Raw genomic sequence first — 22,389 nt, forward strand, 5'->3', positions numbered from 1 at the left:
CCCGGGTCGTGGCGGGCACCCGTGTGGGTGTCCTGATCTGCGCCGATCGCGGTCCACGGTGAGGATCACGGACGTGGGCGGGGTGTGGGAGAACCTGACGGTCGCGGTCGACCGCGTGCTGCTGCTCGATGCCGACGGTGCGGTGGCCCGCGCCTGGCACCGGGAGCAGGGTGAGGTGAACCTGTACGAGGAGCTGGTTCTCGCGGGCCTGCCCGTCACCTACGACCCGAGCACGGAGACCGTCTGGGCGACCGGGCACGCCGACACTCTGCGTCTGGCCCTGGATGCCGTCGCCGGGAAGGTCCTGGTCCTGACCGACCGTGGCGAGGGGGTGCTCCTGCCCGCCGACCTGGCCGGGCAGGTCCTGCACTGGTTCCAGACCCACGCCGATGACTGCGAGTAGGCCCCGACGCCCACGCGCCCGCCGGACAGTGCCTGCGCGATGCGATGCGCTGCGGGCCCAGGCCCAGGCCCGTGTCACCGGGGAGATCGGCCGGGAAACCCGGGTGCTGATTGGTGGAGATGTACTGCGACTTCCAGTTCGGCTTCCCGCGCGAGCGGGGGTGGTCCCCGGGCGGGTGGAATCCCGCGAAGTGATCCACCTGATGTGGCTCAGCGGGGTCATGCCCTGAAGTCCCGGTGGGATGGAGAGTGAACCGTCACGGGTAAGGGACCGGCTTCGGTATCAGACCAGCGCCGGTCGGCGTGGCGGATGTTGAGCGTAGTAGACGGTCTCATACTCGGCCGGTGTGAGGTAGCCCAGTCGGGAGTGCAGACGGGCGTTGTTGTACCAGTCGACCCACTCCATCACCGCGTACTCGACCTCGGCCAGCGTCGTGAACGGGCCGTGCTGGTTGACGACCTCGGTCTTGAACAACCCGATGATGGACTCCGCCAACGCATTGTCATAGGCATCTCCGATAGACGGTGAATTCAACCGGTCGTCGCAACACCTCGGTCGTGGAGGTGTTGATGGGCAGGCCAGCAGGCTGGATGAAAGCGTTGATGGGCAGGTCGGCGATGGAGCCGAGGCTGTCCGGGATGCGATCGCCGCAACGATCGTCACGCTTCCTGAGCAGCTGCGTCGAACGCTGACGTGGGACCGTGGCAAGGAACTGGCCCAGCATGCTCAGTTGACGATCGACACCGGCATGCGGATCTTCTTTGCTGATCCTCACAGTCCGTGGCAGCGGGGCACGAACGAGAACACGAATGGCTTGCTGCGTCAGTACTTTCCGAAAGGAACCGACCTGGCCCGCTGGGACCGCGACGAGCTCGATGCCGTTGCCGCCGCGCTCAACAACCGTCCACGCAAGACACTCGACTGGAAGACACCAGCCGAAGCACTGAACGAGCTGATACGTCTCGCTTCAGTGAGCCGGTGTTACGACGACCGGTTGAGCCTGAGCAATAGACCTCGAGCGATTTTTCCTTCTACTGCAAGAAGAACGAGGTTCACGCCAGTGTGGGGCGGACGGGGTGTGCTGGGACAACGCCGCTGCCGAGTCGTTCTTCGCCTCGTTGAAGAACGAGATGTACCACCGCGAGCAGTTCCCGACCCGTGCGCGGGCCAGGTTCGCCGTCGCGGAGTACATCGAGGTGTTCTACAACCGGAAACGGCTCCACAGCAGTCTGGGCTACCGCACTCCCGCGCAGGCCCTGCTGGACCATCTGACCGCAGCAGCCGCTGCGTGATCAACACTCAGAGGACCTGTCCAAGTTCCTTGACACACCTCAGCTCACGGTAGTAGGCGGCCTCAAGCTCGGTGGGCGGGAGGTGCCCGATCTGGCCATGCAGCCGTCGGTTGTTGTACCAGTCGATGTACTCCAGGGTGGCGTATTCGACCTGGTCACGCGTGCACCACGGACCACGCCTGGTGATCAGTTCGGTCTTGTACAGCCCGATCGTCGACTCGGCCAGCGCGTTGTCGTAGGCATCCCCCACCGACCCGATCGAGGCGTCGATGCCGGTAGCAGGGATGGTGGTCCGGCGGGTCTTGCCGCGTGTCGCACCGGCGATCCCCAACTGGCGCATCAGCCGCTCGACTGTGCACCGTGCGACCTGGACTGCCTGACGGCGCAATGCCTGCCACACTTTCCGGACGCCGTACACCTCGTAGTTGTCCTACCATACCCTCATGATCTCGGCTGAGAGCCGCTGGTCGCGCTGGGCTCGATCCGAGACTGGGCGGGACTTGGCCGCGTAGTAGGTGCTCGGGGCGATCGACACGCTCGCTTGACGCAGGACAGCGCAGATCGGCTCGACCCCGAATAGCTCCTTGTGCCGGCCGATGTAGCCGATCACCCGGTGTGTGGGCGGTCGAGCTCCGCCGCGAAGAAAACTGCCGCGAACTTCAAGATTTCGTTGGCACGCTTGAGTTCCGCGTTCTCCCGACGCAGTCGCTTGAGTTCTGCGGACTCCTCGGTCGTGGTACCCGGACGTTGTCCGTGGTCGACCTGGTCCTGCCGCGCCCAGTTACGCAGCGTCTCCCCGCTGACTCCGAACTTCTCCGCGATCGAGCAGATCGCTGCCCACTCCGAGCGGTATTCGTCCCGGTGCTCCTCAACCAGACGCACCGCGCGTGCCCGCACCTCAGCGGGGTGTCGTGAAGCTCCAGCCATGACTCCATCCTCTCAAGGGACAAAGCCTCCATCACACCCGGCGCGGTTCAGGTCCGGAGCCGTGCTCGGTGTTCTTGCGAGTGGTGTCGCCCCTACAGGACGCTGAGAATCGCTCGACTCCTGTGGCGGTATGGCTGTCCTCGTGGTCGTCAGTCGCTGACTCGCAGGCTGCCGCTGCTACCGGGGTCGAGTCGGTCGTCGGTAGTGATATCCAGCACGCCGTTGAGGATGTCGTCGGCAACCTCGGACAGGCGTCGATCGCTGCGGTAGGCGTACGCGCGCATGCAGACGAACGCATCCGCGAGACCTGCGTGCAGTTGCACCGCGACAGCTCCCGTGGCCTGGTGGACCTTCTTCCAGCGCTCGTCGACCTGGTCGAGGAACGAAATGTCCCCGTTCATGACCTGTGTATCGCCCGTCTGGTTAACCATCTTTATCATCACGGCATCGGCGAACAGCAGCGCGACGTTGAGATCAGCATCGGAAAGCGCACCCTGCCGTGCCCGGTAGATCTCCAGCGCGCCGACGCTCACCACTCCCAGCTTCAGCGGAAACGCGAAGATCGCGCGCAGTCCTTCGCGGACCGCGGCAGGCGTGAACACGGGCCAGGACTGGTCGCACAGGCCGCAGGTCAAGTTGGCAACCAGCACTTGATGATCCTCGTTGAGGGCCGCCAAGGCAGGACCCTCCCCCAGGGTGACCTGAAGTTCGACCACGCGTTCGGCACCCTCATCGGTGGAGTAGACGGACTCACCCAGGCCGAGGCCGCCCAAGAAGTAGATCCCGACACCGTCGGCGGCAAGCATCCTCTTGCAGGCGAGCGCGATGTGCCGGACAGAGACCGGAACTCCCTCCTGCCGTGCGCAAGCGCAGATCGTCTCGTAGGCCCTCTCCACTTCGTCATCGATCATCGCTGTCGTCTCCTCAGTAAGCTCGCAAGTACTCACTGACGCTAGGCCCGAGCAGCACATTCGGGAGGGGGAAAATACCTGTACCACTGCCTGCTTCAGGAGTTGGCAGCCACACGCGATCGCGGACTCGCGGTGGCGGGTGATAGCTGACGCCCGGCGGATTGTCCGCTGGCGGTGCGGTCGCGTGCCCGCTGCGCGGCAATGCGTTGCAGCTTGGCCCCGATGCGGCAGATCTACCTTCACGCCGACATGGCCATCAAGGAACGCGTGAGCTTCCCCCGCATGCCGGAGACCTTGCCAGTCTGGCCACAACACGCCAAGGCAATCACCTGAATGACTGTTGCTTCCGCCTTGGTACCGGCAGCAGGCTCGCAAGCTCAAGACCAAAACGGGGCGTGCCACCGTCACATCAGTGATCAACGGGGCGGGCGACAGCCTCGGTACGAGATGACGGTGGTGGTCCCGGTGATCGATGCCGACGGAGAGTACAACCCCCACAGGGCGTTGGAGACAGATCCCGCGGCCGCACCGCTGCCGAGGTTGGAATGTTCATCAAGGGCAACCATGGCCCGAAGATGTCGGCGTCGGGATTACGAGACGTGAAGCCTGCGTGAGGCTAGTCGCCGGACCTTCTCCCCCTGAATGCGCCACCACCGCGTACCCGTTCAACCGTCAGGAACCATCATGTGTCAGAAGATCCTCGGCCTACCTCACGCATCTAGCGGAGGCATCCTGCTGCAGACCGCACCGTTCGACGACGGTGGGACACGCAACCGAGTCTCGCGGGTATGGTGATCCGGTGTCCGCATCACGAGGCGGAACATCGGCGAACCGACGTGCCGAACTCCCGGCTGATCTCACCAGTTTCGTGGGCCGTCACCAAGAGGTGAGCGAGATCAAGCGGCTCCTGTCGACCGCACGGTCGGTGACCCTGACCGGCGTCGCAGGTGTAGGTAAGACCCGGCTGGCGCTGCACACGGCCAGGGCGCTCCGCCGCACGTTTCCCAACGGCGTCTGGTTTGTCGACCTGGCCGTGGTGAGCGACTCGACGCTGGTGCCGGAGACGGTGGTGACCGCCCTCGGTGTGGACCGCAGCCCGGGTGTGGATCCCCTGTCAGTTCTGGTCGACCGGTTACGTGACTGGCATATGCTGCTGGTTCTCGACAACTGTGAGCACCTGTTGGACGCCTGCGCGAAGCTGGCTGCGGCGGTACTGCTCACTGCGGCCAAGGTACAGATCCTGGCCACCAGCCGGGAGGCGCTCGGCGTGTACGGCGAGCAGGTGATGTCGGTCGCGCCGCTTCCTGTGCCACCACTGTCCACACCGGACTGCGGGGTACCGCATTCGCTGCGCGCTTATGACGGGATCGCCTTGTTCGAGGAGCGGGCCAGGACCGTGGTCGCAAACTTCACGCTCACCGACGACAACTACCCCATGGTAGCCCGTCTGTGTCACCAACTGGAGGGCCTGCCGTTGGCGATCGAACTGGCCGTGACTCGCTTACGGGTGCTGGAGCTAGGCGAGGTTGAGCAACGGTTGGACGACCGTTTCCGGCTCCTGACAGCGGTACGGCGCAGGGGCGACCGCCACCAGTCACTGCAGGCCGCGGTCGAGTGGAGCTACGACCTGTGCACACCCGCGGAGCGGCTTGTCTGGGCGCGTGCCTCGGTGTTCGCCGGCGGGTTCGACCTGGAGGCGGCCGAGTTCGTCTGCGCTGGGGAGGACGTACCCGCGGGGATGGTGTGGGAACGGGTGGCCAGTTTGGTTGAGAAGTCCATCCTGCTGGTCGGGCAGGTCGCGGGGCACCGCCAGTATCGGCTGCTGGAGACCCTGCGTTCCTACGGGCAGGAGCGGTTGCACGAGACCGATGAGGGTGCGCTGGCACAGCGCCGGCACCGTGATTGGTTTCTGCGGTTGGCCGAACGCTTCGAGGCCGAAGCGACCGGGCCCCGCCAGCTGGATTGGTTGCGTGTGTTGCCGAGCCACCACGCCAACCTGCGTGCCGCGTTGGAGTTCTGCGCCACCCAACCGCAGGAGGGCCAAGCCGGGCTGCGCATGATGTCAGCGCTCTGGTTCTACTGGCTCGGCCGCAGTCTGCACACCGAGGCGCGGCACTGGTTGGGCTTGTTGCTGCAGGCGGCTCCTGAGTCGACCGCCGAGCGGGTCGAAGCACTGTCGTGGGCGACGTTCTTCGCCTACCACAAGGGTGACCTCGCCGCCGTTCGACTCAACGCCGAGGAGTGCGCGCTCCTGGCAGCGCAGCATGACGATGACTACCTCAGGGGACGCGCCGCTCACGCGAAGGGCTACCTCGCGCTCCGTGAGTCCGACTATGCGCAGGCCGAACGGAGCTTCGCGCAGGCGGCCGACAGTTACCAAGCGCGCGCCACGGCGCGCGGCGTGCTGATCCTCGCCTGCGGGGTCTGTGCCCTCACCGCTACCGTGCAAGGAGCGCATGAGCGTGCGGAAGAATGGATCGATCTGGCCCGCACCACCGCCGAGGAGGGCGGTGAACGGTATTGCTTCTGCTCACACGTGCTCTACGCGCTCGCCACCACCAAGTGGGCGTCGGGGGCCGTTGACGAGGCGGCCGCGCACGCACGTGAGTCCCTGCGGGTCCAGCACGGGCAGCACGACATGCGCGCCGTGCTCACCATCGAAATGCTGTCCCGGACGGCGGCCTCCACCGGGGAGTTCGAACGTGCGGCGGTGCTCATGGGCGCCGTTGACCATCTGGATCGAGTGTTCAGCCTGCGTGTGCTCCGGATCGGCGCGATCGCCGAGCCTCGGTCGGCCTGTGTGGCCCGGACCCGCGAGGCCCTTGGTGGACGAGCATTCGAAGCCGCCTTTTCACGCGGCCAGGAACTCGACTACGACCAGGCTGTCGCCTATGCCTTCGGCGAGCCTCCACCCAGTACCGCCGAGGCCGCCAATGATGCGGTCCTCGCCGAGCCGGAGTCCCCACTGACCTACCGCGAGCGACAGGTAGCCCAGTTGGTCGCCGAGGGCATGTCCAACAAGCAGATCGCGGCCAAACTAGTGGTTGCCCAGCGCACGGCCGAAGGACATGTCGAGCGCATCATGCAGAAGCTGGGGTTCACCAAACGCACTCAAATCGCCACGTGGGTCGTCACCCAGGGTTCCTCTTCGCCAAACCGCGGTGTGCACGCGCCGGGACCGGTGAGGTGAGTGGAGCGAACTGCGCTGACACGCCGTTCGCCCTGGAGGCGTCCGCCCTGAAGTCGATCCCGGTGACCGTGCGCTTTCCGTGCAGCCCCAAGTACCCCTCCCGCGGCTCGGTCAGGGTCACCAACCCAATCGTCGACTTGGCAATCTCCAGTACCGGTGGTTTGTGAAAGCGCTCAAACCAGATCGGTCACACACCCTTTGAAGACGCACCCTTGGGAAGTGGACTCCGAGCGGCCCCCGACGCTCGGAGTCCGCACCAGGGCGCGGGTCAGGGGGCGTGGCGGAGCAGGGTCCGAGACGGCGGGTGGCCGTAGGCGTGCCGGTGGTAGTGGGCGAAGCGGCCTGGGTGGAAGAAGCCCCAGCGGGCGGCGATCTCGGTCACCGTGACCCCGGTGGTGGGGTCGGCGGCCAGCAGCTCCCGATGGGCGTGGTGCAGGCGGACCTGGCGGAGGTAGCCCATCGGGGTGGTGCCGCGGTGGCGGCGGAAGGCGTACTGCAGCGTGCGGATGGTGACGTGCACGGCGGCGGCGATGTCGGCGACGCTGATCTCGCAGTGCGCGTAGTCATCGATGAACGCCATGGCACGCCGCAGCGTGGCCGGATGGGTGTCGTGGCGGTCCTCGATGGTGGGGTCGAGCAGCGCGGTGTTGGGGAAGGTGGCCAATACCGTGGCCGCCAACAACTGCGGTGCGGTGGAGGCGATCAACGGGGCGTCCCGCAGCGTCGGGTTGGTCAGGACGTGGTCGCGCAGGTAGGTGATGGTGCGCAGCAGGTGCTGGCCGGCGGCCGGGGAGATCGGCCGGTAGCTGGTCAACCGCACCGGGGCCTCGGTGCGGCCGGGCGCGGTCCCGGCCACCTGGGACAGCAACGCCGGCTCCAGCACGGTGAAGCTGAAGTGCGCATGGCACATCCGGCCGGCATACGGCCGGTCGGGCTGGGCAACCAGGAACACCTCACCCGGGCCATAGCTGTCCTGCACGCCCTCGGTTTCACTATGCGAAATGGTGCCGGACTCCACCCCGGCCAGAACGATGCTGCCCGGCGGGTTGAAGGCGTAGTCCACCTCAAAACACCAGCCGACCAGATCCAGTCTGATCGGCCCCAACGGATTCCGGATGATCTGCATCTGGTACTGATCTTGGGAGTGGGCCTTGAGCCGTACCGGCGTGTAGTCCGCGCAGATGAATTCCTGGATCTCATCCAGGTCGTTGCTTGTGAAAACTAGTCCCATGATGGTCCCCGTGCCGTGCTCAGAGGGGTTCGTGGACCAGGTCCCGGTGGGGCGGGTGGCCGTAGGTGTCGCGGTAGCGGGCGGAGAACTGGCCCGGGGTGGCGAATCCCCAGCGACGGGCGATCTCCGCGATAGTGTCGCCGGTGGCGGCGAGCAGATCCTGGTACGCGTGGTATAGGCGGACCTGGTGCAGGTAGGCCATGGGGGTGGTGTCGTGGTGGCGGAAGGCGTCCTGCAACGCCCGTGGGCTCCCCCGGGCGGCTGCCGCGATGGCCGACAGGGTGTAGGCGCCCGCGTCCTGCGGCGGCAGCGCGTAGGTCAGCCCAGCCCGGCCGCGCAACTCCTCCCGCCGAGTGGCGCCGCTCCACTGGCCGGCGTGCAGGAAGCCGAACACCCTGCGCGGGAAGGCAGCGGTGTCCAGCGACAGCGAGCCGCTGATCCGCACCTGGTCCACGCACAGGTCACCGACCGCGTGTCGGCGTAACCGCAACGTGAAGCTGTCCGTATCCGGGCGGTGGAGCCAGTTCGGCACATACAGCTCGTCGAGCGTCGCCTGCGCGACCTCTGGATCCGACGTGGTGACGTCGACGTGTTCGATCGGGAGTAGGGCACTGTGTGCGGGCACGACCGCCCTCCCTCCGCTGCGACGCCGACGGCGCGGGACAGCGACGCGCCAACCGTTTGAGGTGTGGGGCATGTGCACGGTGGGACCCCACGCACGATGCCGGGGACACGATGTCCGTAGCCTGATAATCGACACTAGGGCCTTAAGTCCCTAATTCGGCTGCCGCCCACACGTCCCGTTCCGTCGCTGTCTGCCCGGCATCGTCGAGACATCCTCAACTCGACATGCGGGCGCGTTCCCCACGATCAGCGGTACGCCGCTGGTGTCCTTCGACGTCCACGGGCACGGCTCCCGAGCGCATCCGCAGCACGGCGTGTCACGTGATCATGCCCTGGTGGTGAGTCACCATCGCAGTTCGTGTTCCTTGTTGTGAAAGGCGTTGGTGTCGATGCCGTGTCTGCTGAAGTCCGTGGCGCAGCCGATGGAGGCGTTACGGAAAGTGACCGCTGACTTCTCGCTGCTGCCGCCGCGGTCAACCTCGCACGGTTGGCCGTGCTCCGGATCGCCCACACAGCAGAGGGATGGGCCGTGGCCACCGTGTGATTCGGCTGATAGGCGCCCATCACGGCCGCTCGGTGCCCCTGGCTGACCCGGCATGCGGCAGTGGCAGTGCGCGGCTTGGCTCTGCGGGCCGTCCCCCATCCGAACGCGTGATCTCGATCGTGCTGGACAGCCTGACCGCGGTCGCAAATACATAGGATCTCTGCTCGATCAGATGCGATGATCAGCATTGGATGCCGATTCGAGAGGATTCGAAGGATAGTCTGTTCTGGCTGGTGGGACTGGATCTGGTGATCACGCACGACGCGACCCTGAGTCTTGACTCATCCGATCTTTGGTGCTTCTCTGGTGGGGCCGCCGCAGTAGCCGTCGTAGATGGCTGCCACCCGACGCCGGGAGTGGGGATGAGTGTGGTGCGGATGCGGGGCCGGTCCAGGATCCGTTGGACGGTCGCGGCGGCCTCGGCACGGTTAGCGTCGTCGCCCTAGGTAACCAGGCCAGCGGGCTGTTTGCCGAGTACCCCACTACCCACCGCGCCGTCACCGTGAAGGCCGGCAACCCGGCCGTCGACGCAAACGGCCACTTCACCCCCGAACCTGCCACCCAGGTCCCGACATCCGGCGAGGCCTGCCCGCATCACCCTCGGGGTCCAGCAGCGCCGCCCTCATCACCCTGCCCTGACCCGCCTGAGAGGCCCCCAACTCTAGGAGCACACATGGTCCGCACCGTACCCCTACTCCGGAGGCTTGGCGTGCTGGTCGCCGCCGGCCTGGCCGGACTGCTCGCCGTCTGCGGTGGCCAGCTCGCCTCGTCGGCCAGCACGGCCACCGGGACAACGCCGCGCACACTGACGGTATCTTCACCCGGCCAGCTGCCCGTGGTCCTGGCGCAGGCTCGGCCGGGCGACCGGCTTGAGGTGGCCGCCGGCGTCTACGGCGCCGGTCCGATCCGGGTGGGGCGCTCGGGTACCGCGCAGGCGCCAATCACGATCGCCGCGCTCGGGCAGGTGCGGTTCACCGGGTCTGGCGGGCTGGACCTGACCGGGGCGTCCCATGTCGTTGTGCAGGGGTTCGTGTTCGCCAACGACGCGGGGCTGACCGTACCCGGCGGCGCCGCCGGCAACCGGATAACGCGAAACGTGTTCCAGGGCAACCCGGGGAACGCCGACCTGACCGTCGCGGCCAGCGACACCGAGGTCGACCACAACACTTTCGAGAACCGTACGGCGGTCGGGGTGTACCTGCAGGTCGTCGGGCCGGGTGCGCACGACATGGCGCAGCGGGTACACGTGCATCACAACTACTTCTTCAACCACCAGTACAAGGGCGCTAACGGCGGCGAGTCGATCCGCTTCGGACTGTCCGGCCGGCAGCACGCTGTGGCGAACGGGCTGATCGAGGACAACTTGTTCGACAAGGCCGACGGTGACTCCGAGGCGATCTCGGTGAAGTCGACCAACAACGTGGTGCGGTACAACACCATCGTCAACAGTCGTGGCACGATCTCGTTGCGGCACGGGTGGAACACCCTCGTCGAAGGCAACATTCTCATCGGCGGTACCACCGGCATCCGCTTCTTCGGCAACAACCACGTCATCATCAACAACATCGTGGAGGACACCGCCGGGACACCGATGGAGGTCGGCGGCGGCGAAGTGCGCGACGACACCACCAGCGGCACCGACCACGAGGCTGCCGACCACTGCCTGGTCGCCTTCAACACGCTCTCCGGTACCGGCAACATCGTCTGGTACGAGAGCAGCAAGCCGTTCCCGCCCTCCGACGACACGCTGGCCGACAACATCCTGCTCGGCCACGGCCAGCCGGCGGCCACCGGTATCGGCACGGCGTTGCACTTCACCGGCAACATCCTGTTTGGCGCACCCGCCGGCACCCTGCCCGCCGGTGCGTACCGCACGATCGACCCGCGGCTGGTGCGGGATGCGCACGGGCTCCTGCGGCCCACCGCCACCAGTCCGGCGATCGGCGCGGCGACCGGCTCGTTCCCGCAGGCAACCCTCGACATCGACGGGCAGACCCGGCCCGCCGCCAAGGACGTCGGCGCCGACCAGTACAACGTGGCCACCCCAGCCCGGCCGCTGACCACGGCCGACGTCGGTTCCACTGCGCCGTAGCGCCGGACTCACCCGAGGAGACAACGCATGCGAACGCGATCCGGCGCCGCCGTCGTTGCGGGCCTGTCCCTCACCGCTCGGTCAGGGACAGTCGAAGTGCTGCGCGTCGGTGGGACGTCGGGCGCACACCACCACAACGCCTGAGTAGATCCCGCACGGTCGAGGGGTGTCGCCTCATCTGCCGGGCTGACACCTTCACCGCTTGCCCGGAGCGCCAGCGACGCCAGACCTCGTCAACCTCCTCCAGAGACAACGGCGTCCTCGCCATGTGAGCTCCCCAGCGTGTGGGGGAACTTCGCATTTCCGCCGCCAGCGGCGGGACGTCGGCCGAGACGGACGCCGATCGCTGCGACCACCACGATCGCGACCGCCGAGCCGATGTACTGGGGGATCGAGGTGACCACGCCGTAGGTGTGGATCGAGGCGGCGCGGCGGGCCATCGAGGTCCGCGTGCGCGGCCTGCCTGGCTAGTCAGACGACTCGCGCCTGAGTGCGGATGAGGCCGGGTGTGCCGGCTGGTTTGGTCTGCCGGCCGGGCGCCAGTTCCGTCATCCTGGCCTCGGTCCCACCCCTAGGTTCCAGGACCGGCTTCGGCCAGGTCCGTCGTCTCAAGCTCGGTTCTTCGATGAAGGTCCAGGTTGGACACAGGCCGCGACGCGCAGCCCAGGGGCAAAGTGGCCTGGCAGAATGGGAATGTCCCACGGTCCACCAGACGCGCCCGTAGGCCGACCGACACCACACGGTGCCGACCAACAACTCGTGCTCATGCCGACGGCATGGTGTCGTCCTCTTTGGGCACACCGAGAACCGCATGGGAATATTCAGGTGTGTCGGCTACGTTCGAGCGCTGGCGAATTGGCTAAGAATTCCAAGTTCCGGCACGTCGTCAGCCGGTGCTCTGCTGACTCGGACGCTCTCCGGGGATCCACACGCGGGTCTCAAGATCACGCAGCCGGGTCGGCGGCGCGCACCCGGCGCGCGGTGGCCACCACGGCGTACGCCGACGGCAGCATCTGGTTCGGTCGTGGCTCGGCGATCCACCGCCAGCCCGCGTCGGTGAGCTCTGTCGGGATCACGGCGTACCTGCCGGCCGCGGCGTGCCGCACATCCTGCTCGGCAAGATCGTTCATGAGGTCGTTCCGCGGCGTCGACAACGTCTGGGTCAGGAAGGTCCAGAACCTGCCGTCCGGGTGCGCGATCACCGGGCCGGCCAGCATGGCGATGCCCAGTTGCGCGTGCACCCGCGCGGCCAGCTCGGCCGGCATGGTGATCGCGTCCACCACCTGGCCGAGCGTGACGGCCAGCTGCCGTTCGGCGACCTGCACAGCCATCGGCCAGCCGAACCGTTCCTCATAGTGGGCCCTGGCCGCGGCAAGATTCCGCAGCCATTCAGGCGCCGGTCGGGCCGTCGACGGCAGTACCGGTGAATCCGTCATTGTCCTCACACCCCCTGCGGGTGGCCTCTGTTGCTCCATTCGAGCGATCCCCGGTTCACGGGGTTCCTGCGCGCCGCCACCAAACATGCAGCAAATACAGGTATACTCGGCCGGCGGCGACAATTCGCAGCTCCGCCGGCAAACAGCCTGTAAAAAACACTGCACTGCGCGAAGCGTGCCCTCGTGAACGTTTATTCCGGTTCTGCCTCAAGGCTGTGAGGTTGCCCCACGCTCCACTCCCGCCTGGATCGTGGGGTCGATCTTGCTCCGGTGTCATGGCGACGGGGAATCCCAAGACTGCCACGCAACAACACTGATCATTACCGGCAAACCCCTACCGTCTTGATCATCTGATCGTAGGTCCCCTGCGGCCGAGTCAGTTCGTTGGGCTGTTCGAGTGGCACCCGCACGGCAACCCGGGCGTTGACCTGCTTCCGGCAGGCCGTGCTGGGTCTGCGGTGGTTCCGCCAGAACACCGATGTCACCGCGCTGGCACGCGATTACGGCGTCTCCCGCGCCACTGGCTACCGTTACCTGGACGAGGTCATCACGGTCCTCGCCGAGCGGGCACCAGACCTGCACGACGCCGTACAGCGAGCCAACGACTACGCGATCCTGGACGGCAAGAGCTTCTCGGTCGACCGCTGCGACGAGCAGACCACCTGCGTGAAAGGCGAACAGATCGACCTCTGGCATTCAGGAAAGGCCCACGAGCACAGCGGCAATATCCAGGCGCTGTCGGCGCCGAGTGGGTTCCCGCTGTGGGTCTCCGATGTCGAACCCGGTTCGTTCCACGACCTGACCTGCGCCCGCAAACACGTGCTCGGCGCCATCTACTGGGCTGCCTCCCAACTCGACCTGCCCACGCTGGCCGACGGCGGATACGACGGCACGGGCATTGGCGTGCACACACGCCGTACTTGCCGGACGCTGGCGTGCCCTGCGGCACCTCACAGCTAGCCCTCGCAAGATCGGCACCATCGTCAAAGCCGCACTCGTACTCACTCAGTTTCAAGCATGGACGACTCGTCTGAAAGTCGCTGAGATCACGTCAATCAGCGAGAGCAGGAAGATCGACACTCCCGGTGACGTTCGTGGGTAGGGGCAGGAGGCCAAGGGAGAACGCGCGGGCGATCGCGTGCGCCCGGTCCCTGGCTCCCAGGCGTCCGCGCAGTTGTTTGATGTGGGTGCGCACCGTGGCTGGAGACACGAACAGTTTCTCGGCAATGGTCGCCTCACGTATTCCGCTGGCGATCATCCGCAGGATCTCGTGCTGCCGTGGCGTTAACAGCGTGTCGGCGTTGTCGGGCCCGCGGTGTCCGGCCACGCGAAGGCCGGGGTCGATGAACCGCCGGGTGGTGTACGCGGATACGACTGCGGTGACCAAGCTGGACGGGGCAGCGTCCCGGCGAACCACGCCGTGGGCACCGGCGTCTCGGACGGTGCGCAGCCACACGTCGGTGCGTTGGTGGTCATGCAGCAAAGCCACCACGGTCAGCCTGGGATTCTCGCCAACAAGATCCCGGACGAGGTGACCGTAGGGGTCGACCGCGCCATCGACGATCACGATGTGCGGCAGCAGCGTCGACAGACCCCTACGTAGCTCGTTTGGGTTGTCCGTAGCGCCGAGCCACTCCAGGCCTGCCGCCTGCTCGATCACGATGCGCAGCCCCACGCGGACCAGCGGGGTCGCGTCGATGGCCAGGACCCGCAGTATCCCCGTGAACCGGACGTGGGTCTTCACGACGAGGTGTCCATCGCGCCAAGCCCTGTCTGCTCTGTCCCGTACCCCTGCCTGGCGTCGGGCGGTTCAGCCGAGTCGCCAGGCCGCGACCCGACACCGTCAGCCGTGTCGCCTGGGGCTTCGCCCAGGTGTTCGTCGCTGAGGCTGGACCGGGCCTCCACGTACAGGCGCTCGATCGTTTTTTGCGCTTCCTGGGCGGCTTGGTCCAGCCAGTCCCAGGCCCCCTTCTGGCTGGTCACTCCCTGTTCCCTCCCCTGTGCCGACATCTGGCGGATCACCCCGCTGCCACGGCCACCGTCACACTCCGCGATCAGCGGAGCCACAAGGTAACCGATACGTCGATGTACCAGCAATCGCGTGTCGCGCGTCGGGTTAAGCACATAGAGTGAGAAAGACGAGATTCAGGTCGCCGCGTCCGCTAGGGGCGGCAGCGGCTCGTCGGGGTCGATGACCACGCCGGCCGCGCGGCACATGAGGTCCAGTAGGCCCCAGATCCACATCGACAACTGGGCGACCAGTTCGTCCCTGCCCAGCGGGCCTGGCGCGACCAGCCATCGCTGGCCGGGACCAGCCCCGATGAGCCCGGTGACTGGTCCAAGGTCACCCGCGTGTTCCGCGACGGTCGCACCCAGACCTGGTGGGCCGCTGACGCCCAGCTGGGCTGGTGGGGACCGGACGGCACACGGAGACACACCGCGACCGTCCTGGCCACGCGCTCTTCGGCGGGTCCGTGGATAGCTGGCCTCGTGGAGGTTGCTGCAGCACTGGTGGCGAGCGTGGTCAACCAGGCCCCCGCCCATAGAGTTACAGGCCATGCTCGACGCCGTCGCGAATGGACAGACCTTGAATCTCTACCTCCCGCCTTAGACCAAATCTCATTTGGGGTTGTTGTGGGTCAACAAGCCCAGCTTGATGGCCCGTCGGTAGCAGATCACCGTGCAGGCCAACTGAGCGAATGCCGCGAAGTAGGCGGCCTTACGCTCGTAGCGGCGCGCCAGCCGTCGGAACCGGGAAACCCACTCCAGGGTCCGTTCGATGACATACCGGTGGCGCCCCAGCCTCCTGGCCGACTCGATGCCTCGGCGGGCGATCCGGGCGATGATGCCCCGCCCACGCAGCGCCTTTCGACAGGTCGGGTAGTCGTAGCCCTTGTCCGCGTGCAGCGTGCGCGGTCGACGCCGGGGCCGCCCGACCGGGCCGACTACCGGCGTGACGGCATCGACCACCGTTTCCAATTCCTGGTGGTCATTGCGGTTGGCGGCGGAGATGACCACCGCCAGCGGCAGGCCGCCCCGCTCGCTCATCGCGTGGATCTTCGAGCCGGGCTTGCCCCGGTCGACCGGGCTGGGGCCGGTCAGGTCCCCCCTGTGACCGCCCGGACGTGCATGCTGTCCACCGAGGCCCGTGACCAGTCAATCGCCCCAGCGGAGCCGAGTAGGTCCAGCAGTGTCTGGTGCAGCCGGGCGAACACGTCCACCTCGACCCACTCGGCGAACCGGCGGTGCGCGGTGGGACTACTGACTCCGAACGATGCGGGCAGTGCTGACCAGGCACATCCGGTCTGCAACACGTATAGAATCGCGGCCAACACCGCGCGGTCGCCCAGTCGACGCCGGCCCCCGCCCTGATGGCGTTGCGGCGCATCGGGCAACAGCGGCTGCGCCAGCAGCCACAATGGCTCCGGACACCACTTCTCTACATCGCTCATCGTTGATCAACGATATCGCCTGCCTGAGAACATAGCCAAATGAGATTCGGTCTAACCTGCGTGTCTCGCCCAACGAGGCATACGCGATGGCGATCGCGGTCGCCGGCTATGTGGGCTGCCCCACCGACGCGGCCCTGTACTACGAACTGCTGCCCATCGCGGGTGGGGCCGCACCATTCAACCCGAGGGTGTCCAGATCGATTACCTCACCTACAACGCCGAGATCCTCTACCGCTACCGCAAGGCCCGATCGCCCTATCCGGATGGGCTGTGGCCGATCCGTCGCGACCCGCGCAACCTGCTGCACGCCTACTTCCGTGATCCGGCCGACGGGCGCTGGCATGTGCTGCGCTGGACTCACGCCCTGGGCGAACATCAGCCGTTCACCGACGTGACTCACCGCGAAGCCCGCCGCCTGATCGCCTCCCACGGCCGGAACCCCGCTGACCAGGATGAGATGGCCGCCGCGTTGCTGGAGTTGCAGAACCGCACCGACGCGCCGGAAACATGGACCCGCACCGCACGACACGGTGGGCCCGCGACGCTCACCGTGGTCGAGCCCAACGCCGTGACGCCGACCGCGCCGCGCCCGCTCACACGGACCCGCCACCGGTCGAGCAGCAATCCGAGGACGAGAACGACGGATTGGACCTGGACACGGTGCGGGCTGCGGACATCTGGGACCCTCACCACACGGTAGGCCGGCCGTGAAGCACTTCGCGCACCCAGGGCTGGCCGAGCCTCGCACGAAAGAGGAATAGCGCGCCTACCTCGACGCCGTACCACCTCCGAGGCCCGTTATGCCGTCCTATCGCGACTATCTGCGGCTGCCGGAGGACGAGCGTGCTCGACTCGATGAAGACAGGGAGGACTACCACAGCGCGCTGGTCATCGTGCGCACCGAGCAGATGAAGCGGATCCACCACCAGATCCATCGGCGGATGCGCACCAACGCTCGCCAAGCCCCTGGCGCTCGTCGTGGCATCGTGCTCGATGGTCCGGCCACCATCGGTAAGTCCACCTTGGTCGAGGTGTTCGCGGCCGACTTTGAACGCCACCTTCGCCATCGTCGCCCCGAACGCTTCCCTCGGCGCGGTTCGACCCGGCCCTACACTGTGGACGGTTACCTCGTGGACTACACCCCGGTGGTCTATCTGAACATCCCGTCCCAGGCCACACCGAAAGACCTCTCGATGTTGCTGGCCGACTACCTCTGTCACCCCCAACCACATCAGGCGACCAAGAACGAGATCACCACGACCGTCCTTGACGGGATACGCCTGTGTGGCGTCGAGCTGGTCGTGATCGACGACGTGCGCTTCCTCGATCTCTCGGCCAGGTAAGGGAAAGTCGTCAACGACCACCTAAAATACCTGGCCAACCACACCGCCGCCACCTTCATCTACACCGGCGTCGATCTGTTCGCCTCTGGCCTGTTCCTGGAAGGCCACGGCAGCACCCGCGCCACGCAAACCTCCGGACACAACACACTGCACACCATGCGCCCGTTCAGCATCACTACCGACCGCGGACGCCGAGAATGGGCCGCCGTGATCAAAGCGATGGAAGGCGCCCTCGTCCTGTACCGACACAGCCTCGGCACCTTAGCCCGGCTGTGGCGGTACCTGCACGACCGCACCGGTGGCAGCATCTGCGGCCTGTCCGACCTCATCCGCGAGTCCGCCATCGAGGCCGTCCTGAGCAGCCAGGAAACGATCACTCGCGGCCTCATGGACACCATCGAGATCAGCGAGTACGCCCAAACGTACTACCACCGCAACCGTCGAACCGCTCACGCACGTCGGTAGCCCTCGCACCTGGGCACGGCGTAGGTCCACGACTATGAGGAATCCTCCGTGGCCTGACCGGCGCGGAGGCCGCTGGTGCGGTGCTCGCCCCACCCACCCATTCGGCGTCGTGAAGACTTGCTAAGGTCTGCAATTGCTGAGTCCTGCGGAGCGTGTGGTTGGCCCTCGGGCAGGGGTTGGACGAGGAAGGATCGACGACATGACGATCATGGGCATGACTGGTGCCCCGGCCACGTTCCGCCCCGCCGCTCCTCACGCCGGTGGTCGCAGTGAGTAGGCCCCTCTATCAGCTCAAGGCCGAGTTCTTCAAGACGCTGGGGCACCCGGCGCGGATCCGGGTGCTGGAGCTGCTCAGCCAGCGCGAGCACGCGGTGGCGGAGATGCTGCCGGAGGTCGGGATCGAGGCCACCAACCTGTCCCAGCATCTCGCTCTCCTGCGGCGAGCCGGCTTGGTGGCCACCCGCAAGGAAGGCTCGAACGTGTACTACTCGCTGACCAGCCCGCAGGTGGCCGAATTGCTCGCGGTGGCCCGCGCGATCCTGACGGGCGTGTTGTCCGGGCAGGTCGAGTTGTTGGAAGACCTGCGTACCGCCGCGTCCTCGGTGGTGGCGACGGGGCAGGCGACCGATATGCCAGATTCGGCCTCAGGGGGTCATTGAGACGCGGTCACCCCGCCGCCGCTCCTTCTCGCCCGGCGGGGTGACCGCTCCCAGGTTCACAGGATCGGAGTGCAAGCATGCTGAGGTTGTGGCGCAAGATCCGCCGCGCTGGGCGGGTGGCCGAACCGGCGCCGCCGCCACCGGCCGATGAGCAGCCGGCTGTCGCGGCGGGTCTGGGTGGCTCGGTTCAGTTCCGGCATCTGGATGCCGGCTCCTGCAACGGCTGCGAGGTGGAGATCGCCTCCGCGTTCGGGCCGGTGTACGACGCCGAGCGTTACGGCGCCCGCCTGGTGGCCTCTCCGCGACACGCCGACGCTCTGTTGGTGACCGGCCCGGTCACCCGGAACATGGCCGAACCGTTACGGCGTACCTACGAGGCGGTTCCCGCGCCGAAGCTGGTGGTCGCGGTCGGCGACTGCGCCCGCGACTGCGGCGTGTTCGCCGGGGCCTACGGGGTGGCCGGTGCGGTGCGTGACGTGGTCCCGGTCGACCTGGAGATCACCGGTTGCCCGCCCCGCCCGGAGGCGATCGTCGAGGCGGTCAGGGTGCTGACCGGACGATGAACCTCGCACAATCGGGCCTCGGCACGGCCGTGGCCGTCGGCCTGCTGTCCGCGCTCGCGGCACTCCTGGTGCCGCATCGGGTGCGGACGGCCGTGGTCGGCACCGGGACAGCGGTCTGCGGCGCGGCCGGGGTGGCGTCCGGGATCGGCGCGATCGGCGGCCAGACCTTCTCCCTCACCATGCCGGCACTGCTGCCGCTGTCCGGTATCACGGTCGCGTTGGACCCCTTAGGCGGGGTGTTTCTGGCCGTCACCGGTGCGGTCGTGGTTGCGGCGGGTGTCTACGGGATCGGCTACGCCCGTCACGGCCTGGACGGGCGCTTGGTGCAGGCGGTGCTTCCGCTGTTCGTGGTGGCGATGCTGCTGGTTCCCGTTGTGGCCAGCGTGGGCACGTTCCTGGTGTGCTGGGAGCTGATGGCGCTGTGGTCGCTGCTGCTGGTGCTCGCCGAGCACAAGCGGCGTCCCGAGGTCGCGGTCGCCGGGCGTTGGTACGCGGTGATGACGCACCTGGGGTTGGTGGCGATCCTGATTGGGCTGCTGGTGCTGGTCGGCAACGCCGACGGTGACTCCTTCGCACAATTGCGGGAGGCCGCCCGGCACCTGCCGCCCGGCGTCGCCGACCTGGTGTTCGTGGTGACCCTGGTGGGGTTCGCGTCCAAGGCCGGAATCCTGCCGCTGCACGCCTGGTTGCCGCGCGCGCACCCGGAGGCGCCCAGCCACGTGTCGGCCCTGATGTCGGCGGCGATGGTCAACATGGGCGTGTACGGGATCGCTCGAGTCGGCTTCGACCTGCTCGGCGGCGGCTCCCGCTGGTGGTGGCTGCTGGTACTGGTGCTCGGGGCGGCGTCGGCGGTCTACGCGATCCTTCAGGCGGCGATGAGCACCGACCTCAAACGGCTGCTGGGCTACTCCACCACCGAGAACATGGGGCTGGTGCTGGTCGGGGTCGGCGCGGCCGGCATGTTCGCCGCAGCCGGGAACACCGTGCTGGCCGGGCTCTCTCTGGCCGCCGCGCTGCTGCACGTGATCAACCACGCCGCGTTCAAGACCCTGTTGTTCCTGTCGGCCGGATCGGTGCTGCACGGCACAGGAAGCCGGGATCTGGACGAGTTGGGCGGGCTACGCCGGTCGATGCCGCTCACCACGGCCGCGTTCGGGCTCGGCGCGCTGGCCGCCTCGGCGTTGCCGCCGGGCACGGCGTTCGTCAGCGAGTGGCTGCTGCTGCAAGCACTGATCCACGGGTTGCCCACCGCCGGGGTGACCACGGCGATCGTGATGCCCGTGGCGGTGGCCGCGGTGGCCCTGACCGCCGGGTTGGCGGTGGCCAGCTTCGTCAAGGCCTTCGGTGTCGGATTCCTGGCTCGCCCCCGTGGCGCCGGGGCCGAGCAGGCAAAGGAGAGCCCGGTCAGCATGCTGATCGGGATGGGTATGGCGGGTGCTGCCTCGATCGTGTTGGCGTTGGCACCGACCTCGGTGCTGCCGGGGGTCGGGTCGGTGGCCGCCCGCACGGTGTCCGCGCCGGATCCCGCCGTGGCCGACGCGGTGACGGTGCGGCTGTCCGGCGTCGCCGGCTCGCTGTCACCGGTGATGCTGGCCATCGCCCTACTGGTCACGATCATGCTGCTGTTCGGGGCGCTGCGGCTGGTCGCGAGCCGCCGGGCCCGTCGGACGGCGCGGTTGTGGGACTGCGGGGCCGGACCGTTGTCGGCGCGCATGGAATACACGGCGACCTCGTTCGCCGAACCCCTGCAACGAGTGTTCGACGACGTGCTGGAACCGGAGACCGACGTGGACGTCACGCACACCCGCGAGTCCAGCTACCTGGTGGCGGCCGTGGAGTACCGGCGTCGGGTGCCCGACCGGATCGAGCGCCGCCTCTACCAACCGGTCCTGACGCTGGTCAGTGGCTGGGGCCAGGTGGGACGACGATTGGCCACCGGCAGCGTGCACCGCTATCTCGGCTACGGCTTCTATACCCTGATCGCGGTGCTCGTCGTGTTGACGGTGATCCGATGAACGCACCCGACACCCGTGAACCCGCCGTGATCGTGCTGCTGCCCGTACCCGACGAGAGGCTGCCGTCCGGCCCGATCTGGACATTCCTGGACGGCCACAGCGACGGCGTGACCGTGGTCAGTCGGCCCGCCGACCGGCAGGTCGTGCTCGACGCGCGGGCACTGGCCACCGAGGGCACCCAGGCCGTGCTGCGGTTCACTCCGAGGACCACCCGCGCCGTGGCCGCCGCGCTGCTGGCCGCCGCCGATCACATCGAGCAGCAGGAGACCCGATGAGCGCGCTGGGTGTGGTCGGCGGCGTGCTGCAACCACTGCTGGTCGCTGCCGGGGCTCCGCTGTTGGTCGGTGTGATGCGGCAGGTTCGGGCGCGACTGGAAGGCCGAGCCGGTCCCGGTGTCGGCCAGCCCTGGCGGGACCTGCGCAAGCTGCTGCGCAAGGAAGCGATCACCCCGCGTGGCACCAGTGAGGTGTTCCGGCTCGCCCCCCTGGTTTTGGTGGCCACCACGCTGGTGGTCGCGGTGGTCGTGCCGTTCGTGACCACCGACTCCGCACTGGACCCGGTGGCCGACCTGTTCGCGGTGGTCGCCCTGCTCGCGCTGGGCACCGTCGCGGTGGCACTGGCCGGACTGGACACCGGCACCGCGTTCGGCGGCATGGGCGCCAGCCGGGAAATGACCATCATCGCGCTGGTCGAGCCCACCCTGCTGGTGGCGATCTTCGCGCTGTCGGTGCGGGTGGGATCGACCAACCTGGCCTCGATCGTCGCGTCGACGCTGCACGATCCGGCGCGGGTGATCTCCCCGGTCAGTCTGCTGGCCGCGGTGGCGCTGATCGTGGTGATCGTCGCGGAAACCGGGCGGCTGCCGGTGGACAACCCGGCCACCCACCTGGAGCTGACCATGGTGCACGAGGCCATGGTGCTGGAGTACGCCGGACCCGACCTGGCCCTGGTCGAACTGGCTTCGGCGATGCGACTGACCGTGTTCCTCGGTCTGCTGGCCAACCTGTTCCTGCCCTGGGGCATCGCCACCACGGCCACTGCGCTGGCCGTGCTCGGCGGGGTGCTCGCGTTCGCGCTGAAGGTGACCCTGCTGGGCGCGGTGCTCGCGGTCGGCGAGGTGTTCCTGGCCAAGCTGCGCCTGTTCCGGGTGCCCGAACTGCTCGCCGGCTCGTTCCTGCTCGCGCTGCTCGCCGTCGCCGCCTCGTTCTTTTTGGCCTGACAAGGAAGGATCCCCGAGTGTCT

20 protein-coding genes, 4 pseudogenes and 1 other annotated feature are annotated in these 22,389 nt (G+C 67.3%); of the genes and pseudogenes, 13 read left to right on the forward strand and 11 right to left on the reverse strand.

Features of this window, described 5'->3' with window-relative positions:
• Positions 1 to 58: 58 nt before the first annotated feature.
• Entirely contained in the window at positions 59 to 403 is a 345-nt protein-coding gene (locus KALB_RS26670; RefSeq protein ID WP_148309667.1) for a hypothetical protein, read from the forward strand.
• Positions 404 to 685: 282 nt separating this feature from the next.
• Here KALB_RS26670 and KALB_RS47780 read toward each other — a convergent pair.
• Both KALB_RS47780 and KALB_RS48675 read right to left on the reverse strand, forming a co-directional pair.
• A pseudogene (locus tag KALB_RS47780) lies at positions 686 to 925 on the reverse strand (integrase core domain-containing protein); the annotation flags it as partial.
• Entirely contained in the window at positions 906 to 1,127 is a 222-nt protein-coding gene (locus tag KALB_RS48675) for a hypothetical protein (RefSeq protein WP_182836337.1), read from the reverse strand. The pseudogene KALB_RS47780 and the gene KALB_RS48675, both read right to left, overlap by 20 nt.
• On the opposite strand from KALB_RS48675, the pseudogene KALB_RS45690 reads away from it, so the two are divergent.
• Together KALB_RS45690 and KALB_RS26680 are read left to right on the forward strand one after the other, a co-directional pair.
• Positions 1,017 to 1,401, forward strand: a pseudogene (locus KALB_RS45690) (IS30 family transposase); the annotation flags it as partial. The gene KALB_RS48675 and the pseudogene KALB_RS45690 overlap by 111 nt on opposite strands.
• Before the next feature lie 66 nt (positions 1,402 to 1,467).
• Positions 1,468 to 1,695: pseudogene (locus tag KALB_RS26680) on the forward strand (integrase core domain-containing protein); the annotation flags it as partial.
• A 7-nt stretch (positions 1,696 to 1,702) separates the two neighbouring features.
• On the opposite strand, the pseudogene KALB_RS45695 reads toward KALB_RS26680, so the two are convergent.
• Both KALB_RS45695 and KALB_RS26700 read right to left on the reverse strand, forming a co-directional pair.
• Positions 1,703 to 2,622: pseudogene (locus KALB_RS45695) on the reverse strand (IS3 family transposase).
• Positions 2,216 to 2,347, reverse strand: a sequence feature (AL1L pseudoknot). It overlaps the preceding pseudogene by 132 nt.
• Positions 2,623 to 2,771: 149 nt before the next feature.
• A complete protein-coding gene (locus KALB_RS26700) occupies positions 2,772 to 3,533 on the reverse strand; it encodes a GAF and ANTAR domain-containing protein (protein ID WP_025358751.1) in 762 nt (253 codons plus the stop codon).
• 886 nt (positions 3,534 to 4,419) lie between these two features.
• On the opposite strand from KALB_RS26700, the gene KALB_RS26705 reads away from it, so the two are divergent.
• Complete coding sequence (locus KALB_RS26705) at positions 4,420 to 6,723, forward strand: ATP-binding protein (RefSeq protein WP_025358752.1); 2,304 nt, start codon at positions 4,420 to 4,422, stop codon at positions 6,721 to 6,723.
• Between the two features lie 268 nt (positions 6,724 to 6,991).
• Here the strand turns inward: KALB_RS26705 and KALB_RS26710 are convergent, their stop codons facing one another.
• Both KALB_RS26710 and KALB_RS44285 read right to left on the reverse strand, forming a co-directional pair.
• Positions 6,992 to 7,954 (reverse strand): AraC family transcriptional regulator, encoded by a 963-nt coding sequence (locus KALB_RS26710; RefSeq protein WP_025358753.1) that lies wholly within the window; start codon positions 7,952 to 7,954, stop codon positions 6,992 to 6,994.
• A gap of 19 nt (positions 7,955 to 7,973) precedes the next feature.
• On the reverse strand, positions 7,974 to 8,579 hold the full coding sequence (locus tag KALB_RS44285) for a helix-turn-helix transcriptional regulator (RefSeq protein WP_025358754.1): 606 nt from the start codon (positions 8,577 to 8,579) through the stop codon (positions 7,974 to 7,976).
• Positions 8,580 to 9,522: 943 nt separating this feature from the next.
• On the opposite strand from KALB_RS44285, the gene KALB_RS26720 reads away from it, so the two are divergent.
• Positions 9,523 to 11,214: a polysaccharide lyase 6 family protein gene (locus KALB_RS26720; protein ID WP_148309671.1), complete on the forward strand. Its 1,692-nt coding sequence runs from the start codon at positions 9,523 to 9,525 to the stop codon at positions 11,212 to 11,214.
• A 944-nt stretch (positions 11,215 to 12,158) separates the two neighbouring features.
• Here KALB_RS26720 and KALB_RS26725 read toward each other — a convergent pair.
• A complete protein-coding gene (locus tag KALB_RS26725; RefSeq protein ID WP_025358756.1) occupies positions 12,159 to 12,545 on the reverse strand; it encodes a hypothetical protein in 387 nt (128 codons plus the stop codon).
• A gap of 549 nt (positions 12,546 to 13,094) precedes the next feature.
• Here KALB_RS26725 and KALB_RS26730 point away from each other — a divergent pair.
• A complete protein-coding gene (locus tag KALB_RS26730) occupies positions 13,095 to 13,610 on the forward strand; it encodes a transposase family protein (protein WP_201771816.1) in 516 nt (171 codons plus the stop codon).
• Between the two features lie 91 nt (positions 13,611 to 13,701).
• Here KALB_RS26730 and KALB_RS26735 read toward each other — a convergent pair whose 3' ends face one another.
• From KALB_RS26735 to KALB_RS46920, 4 genes are all read right to left on the reverse strand, one after another.
• Entirely contained in the window at positions 13,702 to 14,394 is a 693-nt protein-coding gene (locus tag KALB_RS26735) for a response regulator transcription factor (RefSeq protein WP_025358757.1), read from the reverse strand.
• Complete coding sequence (locus KALB_RS26740) at positions 14,391 to 14,633, reverse strand: hypothetical protein (protein WP_148309672.1); 243 nt, start codon at positions 14,631 to 14,633, stop codon at positions 14,391 to 14,393. Before KALB_RS26740 ends, KALB_RS26735 begins: the two co-directional genes overlap by 4 nt.
• A gap of 162 nt (positions 14,634 to 14,795) precedes the next feature.
• Positions 14,796 to 15,086 (reverse strand): hypothetical protein, encoded by a 291-nt coding sequence (locus KALB_RS46915; RefSeq protein WP_148309673.1) that lies wholly within the window; start codon positions 15,084 to 15,086, stop codon positions 14,796 to 14,798.
• Between the two features lie 183 nt (positions 15,087 to 15,269).
• Positions 15,270 to 16,102, reverse strand: a protein-coding gene (locus tag KALB_RS46920) for an IS5 family transposase (protein ID WP_411931075.1) whose coding sequence is annotated in 2 segments (ribosomal slippage) — positions 15,270 to 15,761 and positions 15,764 to 16,102 — 831 coding nt in all. Because the reading frame shifts where the segments join, the coding sequence is not laid out codon by codon here.
• Positions 16,103 to 16,902: 800 nt separating this feature from the next.
• Here KALB_RS46920 and KALB_RS48680 point away from each other — a divergent pair.
• The 7 genes from KALB_RS48680 to KALB_RS26780 all read left to right on the forward strand — a co-directional run bounded on the left by KALB_RS48680 (position 16,903) and on the right by KALB_RS26780 (position 22,366).
• The gene (locus KALB_RS48680; RefSeq protein WP_201771818.1) at positions 16,903 to 17,445 is read left to right on the forward strand and encodes a TniB family NTP-binding protein; all 543 of its coding nucleotides are present in this window, start codon (positions 16,903 to 16,905) and stop codon (positions 17,443 to 17,445) included.
• Between the two features lie 156 nt (positions 17,446 to 17,601).
• The gene (locus KALB_RS48685) at positions 17,602 to 17,910 is read left to right on the forward strand and encodes a hypothetical protein (RefSeq protein ID WP_201771819.1); all 309 of its coding nucleotides are present in this window, start codon (positions 17,602 to 17,604) and stop codon (positions 17,908 to 17,910) included.
• 269 nt (positions 17,911 to 18,179) lie between these two features.
• Positions 18,180 to 18,569, forward strand: coding sequence for an ArsR/SmtB family transcription factor (locus tag KALB_RS26760; protein ID WP_025358761.1), 390 nt, complete (start codon positions 18,180 to 18,182; stop codon positions 18,567 to 18,569).
• Positions 18,570 to 18,646: 77 nt separating this feature from the next.
• Positions 18,647 to 19,132 carry an NADH-quinone oxidoreductase subunit B family protein gene (locus KALB_RS26765; protein ID WP_030110860.1) on the forward strand — a complete coding sequence of 162 codons (486 nt, stop codon included), beginning with the start codon at positions 18,647 to 18,649 and terminating at the stop codon, positions 19,130 to 19,132.
• The gene (locus tag KALB_RS26770; protein WP_025358763.1) at positions 19,129 to 21,147 is read left to right on the forward strand and encodes a proton-conducting transporter transmembrane domain-containing protein; all 2,019 of its coding nucleotides are present in this window, start codon (positions 19,129 to 19,131) and stop codon (positions 21,145 to 21,147) included. Before KALB_RS26765 ends, KALB_RS26770 begins: the two co-directional genes overlap by 4 nt.
• Positions 21,144 to 21,422 carry a hypothetical protein gene (locus tag KALB_RS26775; protein WP_025358764.1) on the forward strand — a complete coding sequence of 93 codons (279 nt, stop codon included), beginning with the start codon at positions 21,144 to 21,146 and terminating at the stop codon, positions 21,420 to 21,422. Before KALB_RS26770 ends, KALB_RS26775 begins: the two co-directional genes overlap by 4 nt.
• Complete coding sequence (locus tag KALB_RS26780; protein WP_025358765.1) at positions 21,419 to 22,366, forward strand: respiratory chain complex I subunit 1 family protein; 948 nt, start codon at positions 21,419 to 21,421, stop codon at positions 22,364 to 22,366. Before KALB_RS26775 ends, KALB_RS26780 begins: the two co-directional genes overlap by 4 nt.
• Positions 22,367 to 22,389: the final 23 nt, after the last annotated feature.

This window comes from Kutzneria viridogrisea DSM 43870, from assembly GCF_000525635.1.
Taxonomy (GTDB): domain Bacteria; phylum Actinomycetota; class Actinomycetes; order Mycobacteriales; family Pseudonocardiaceae; genus Kutzneria; species Kutzneria viridogrisea.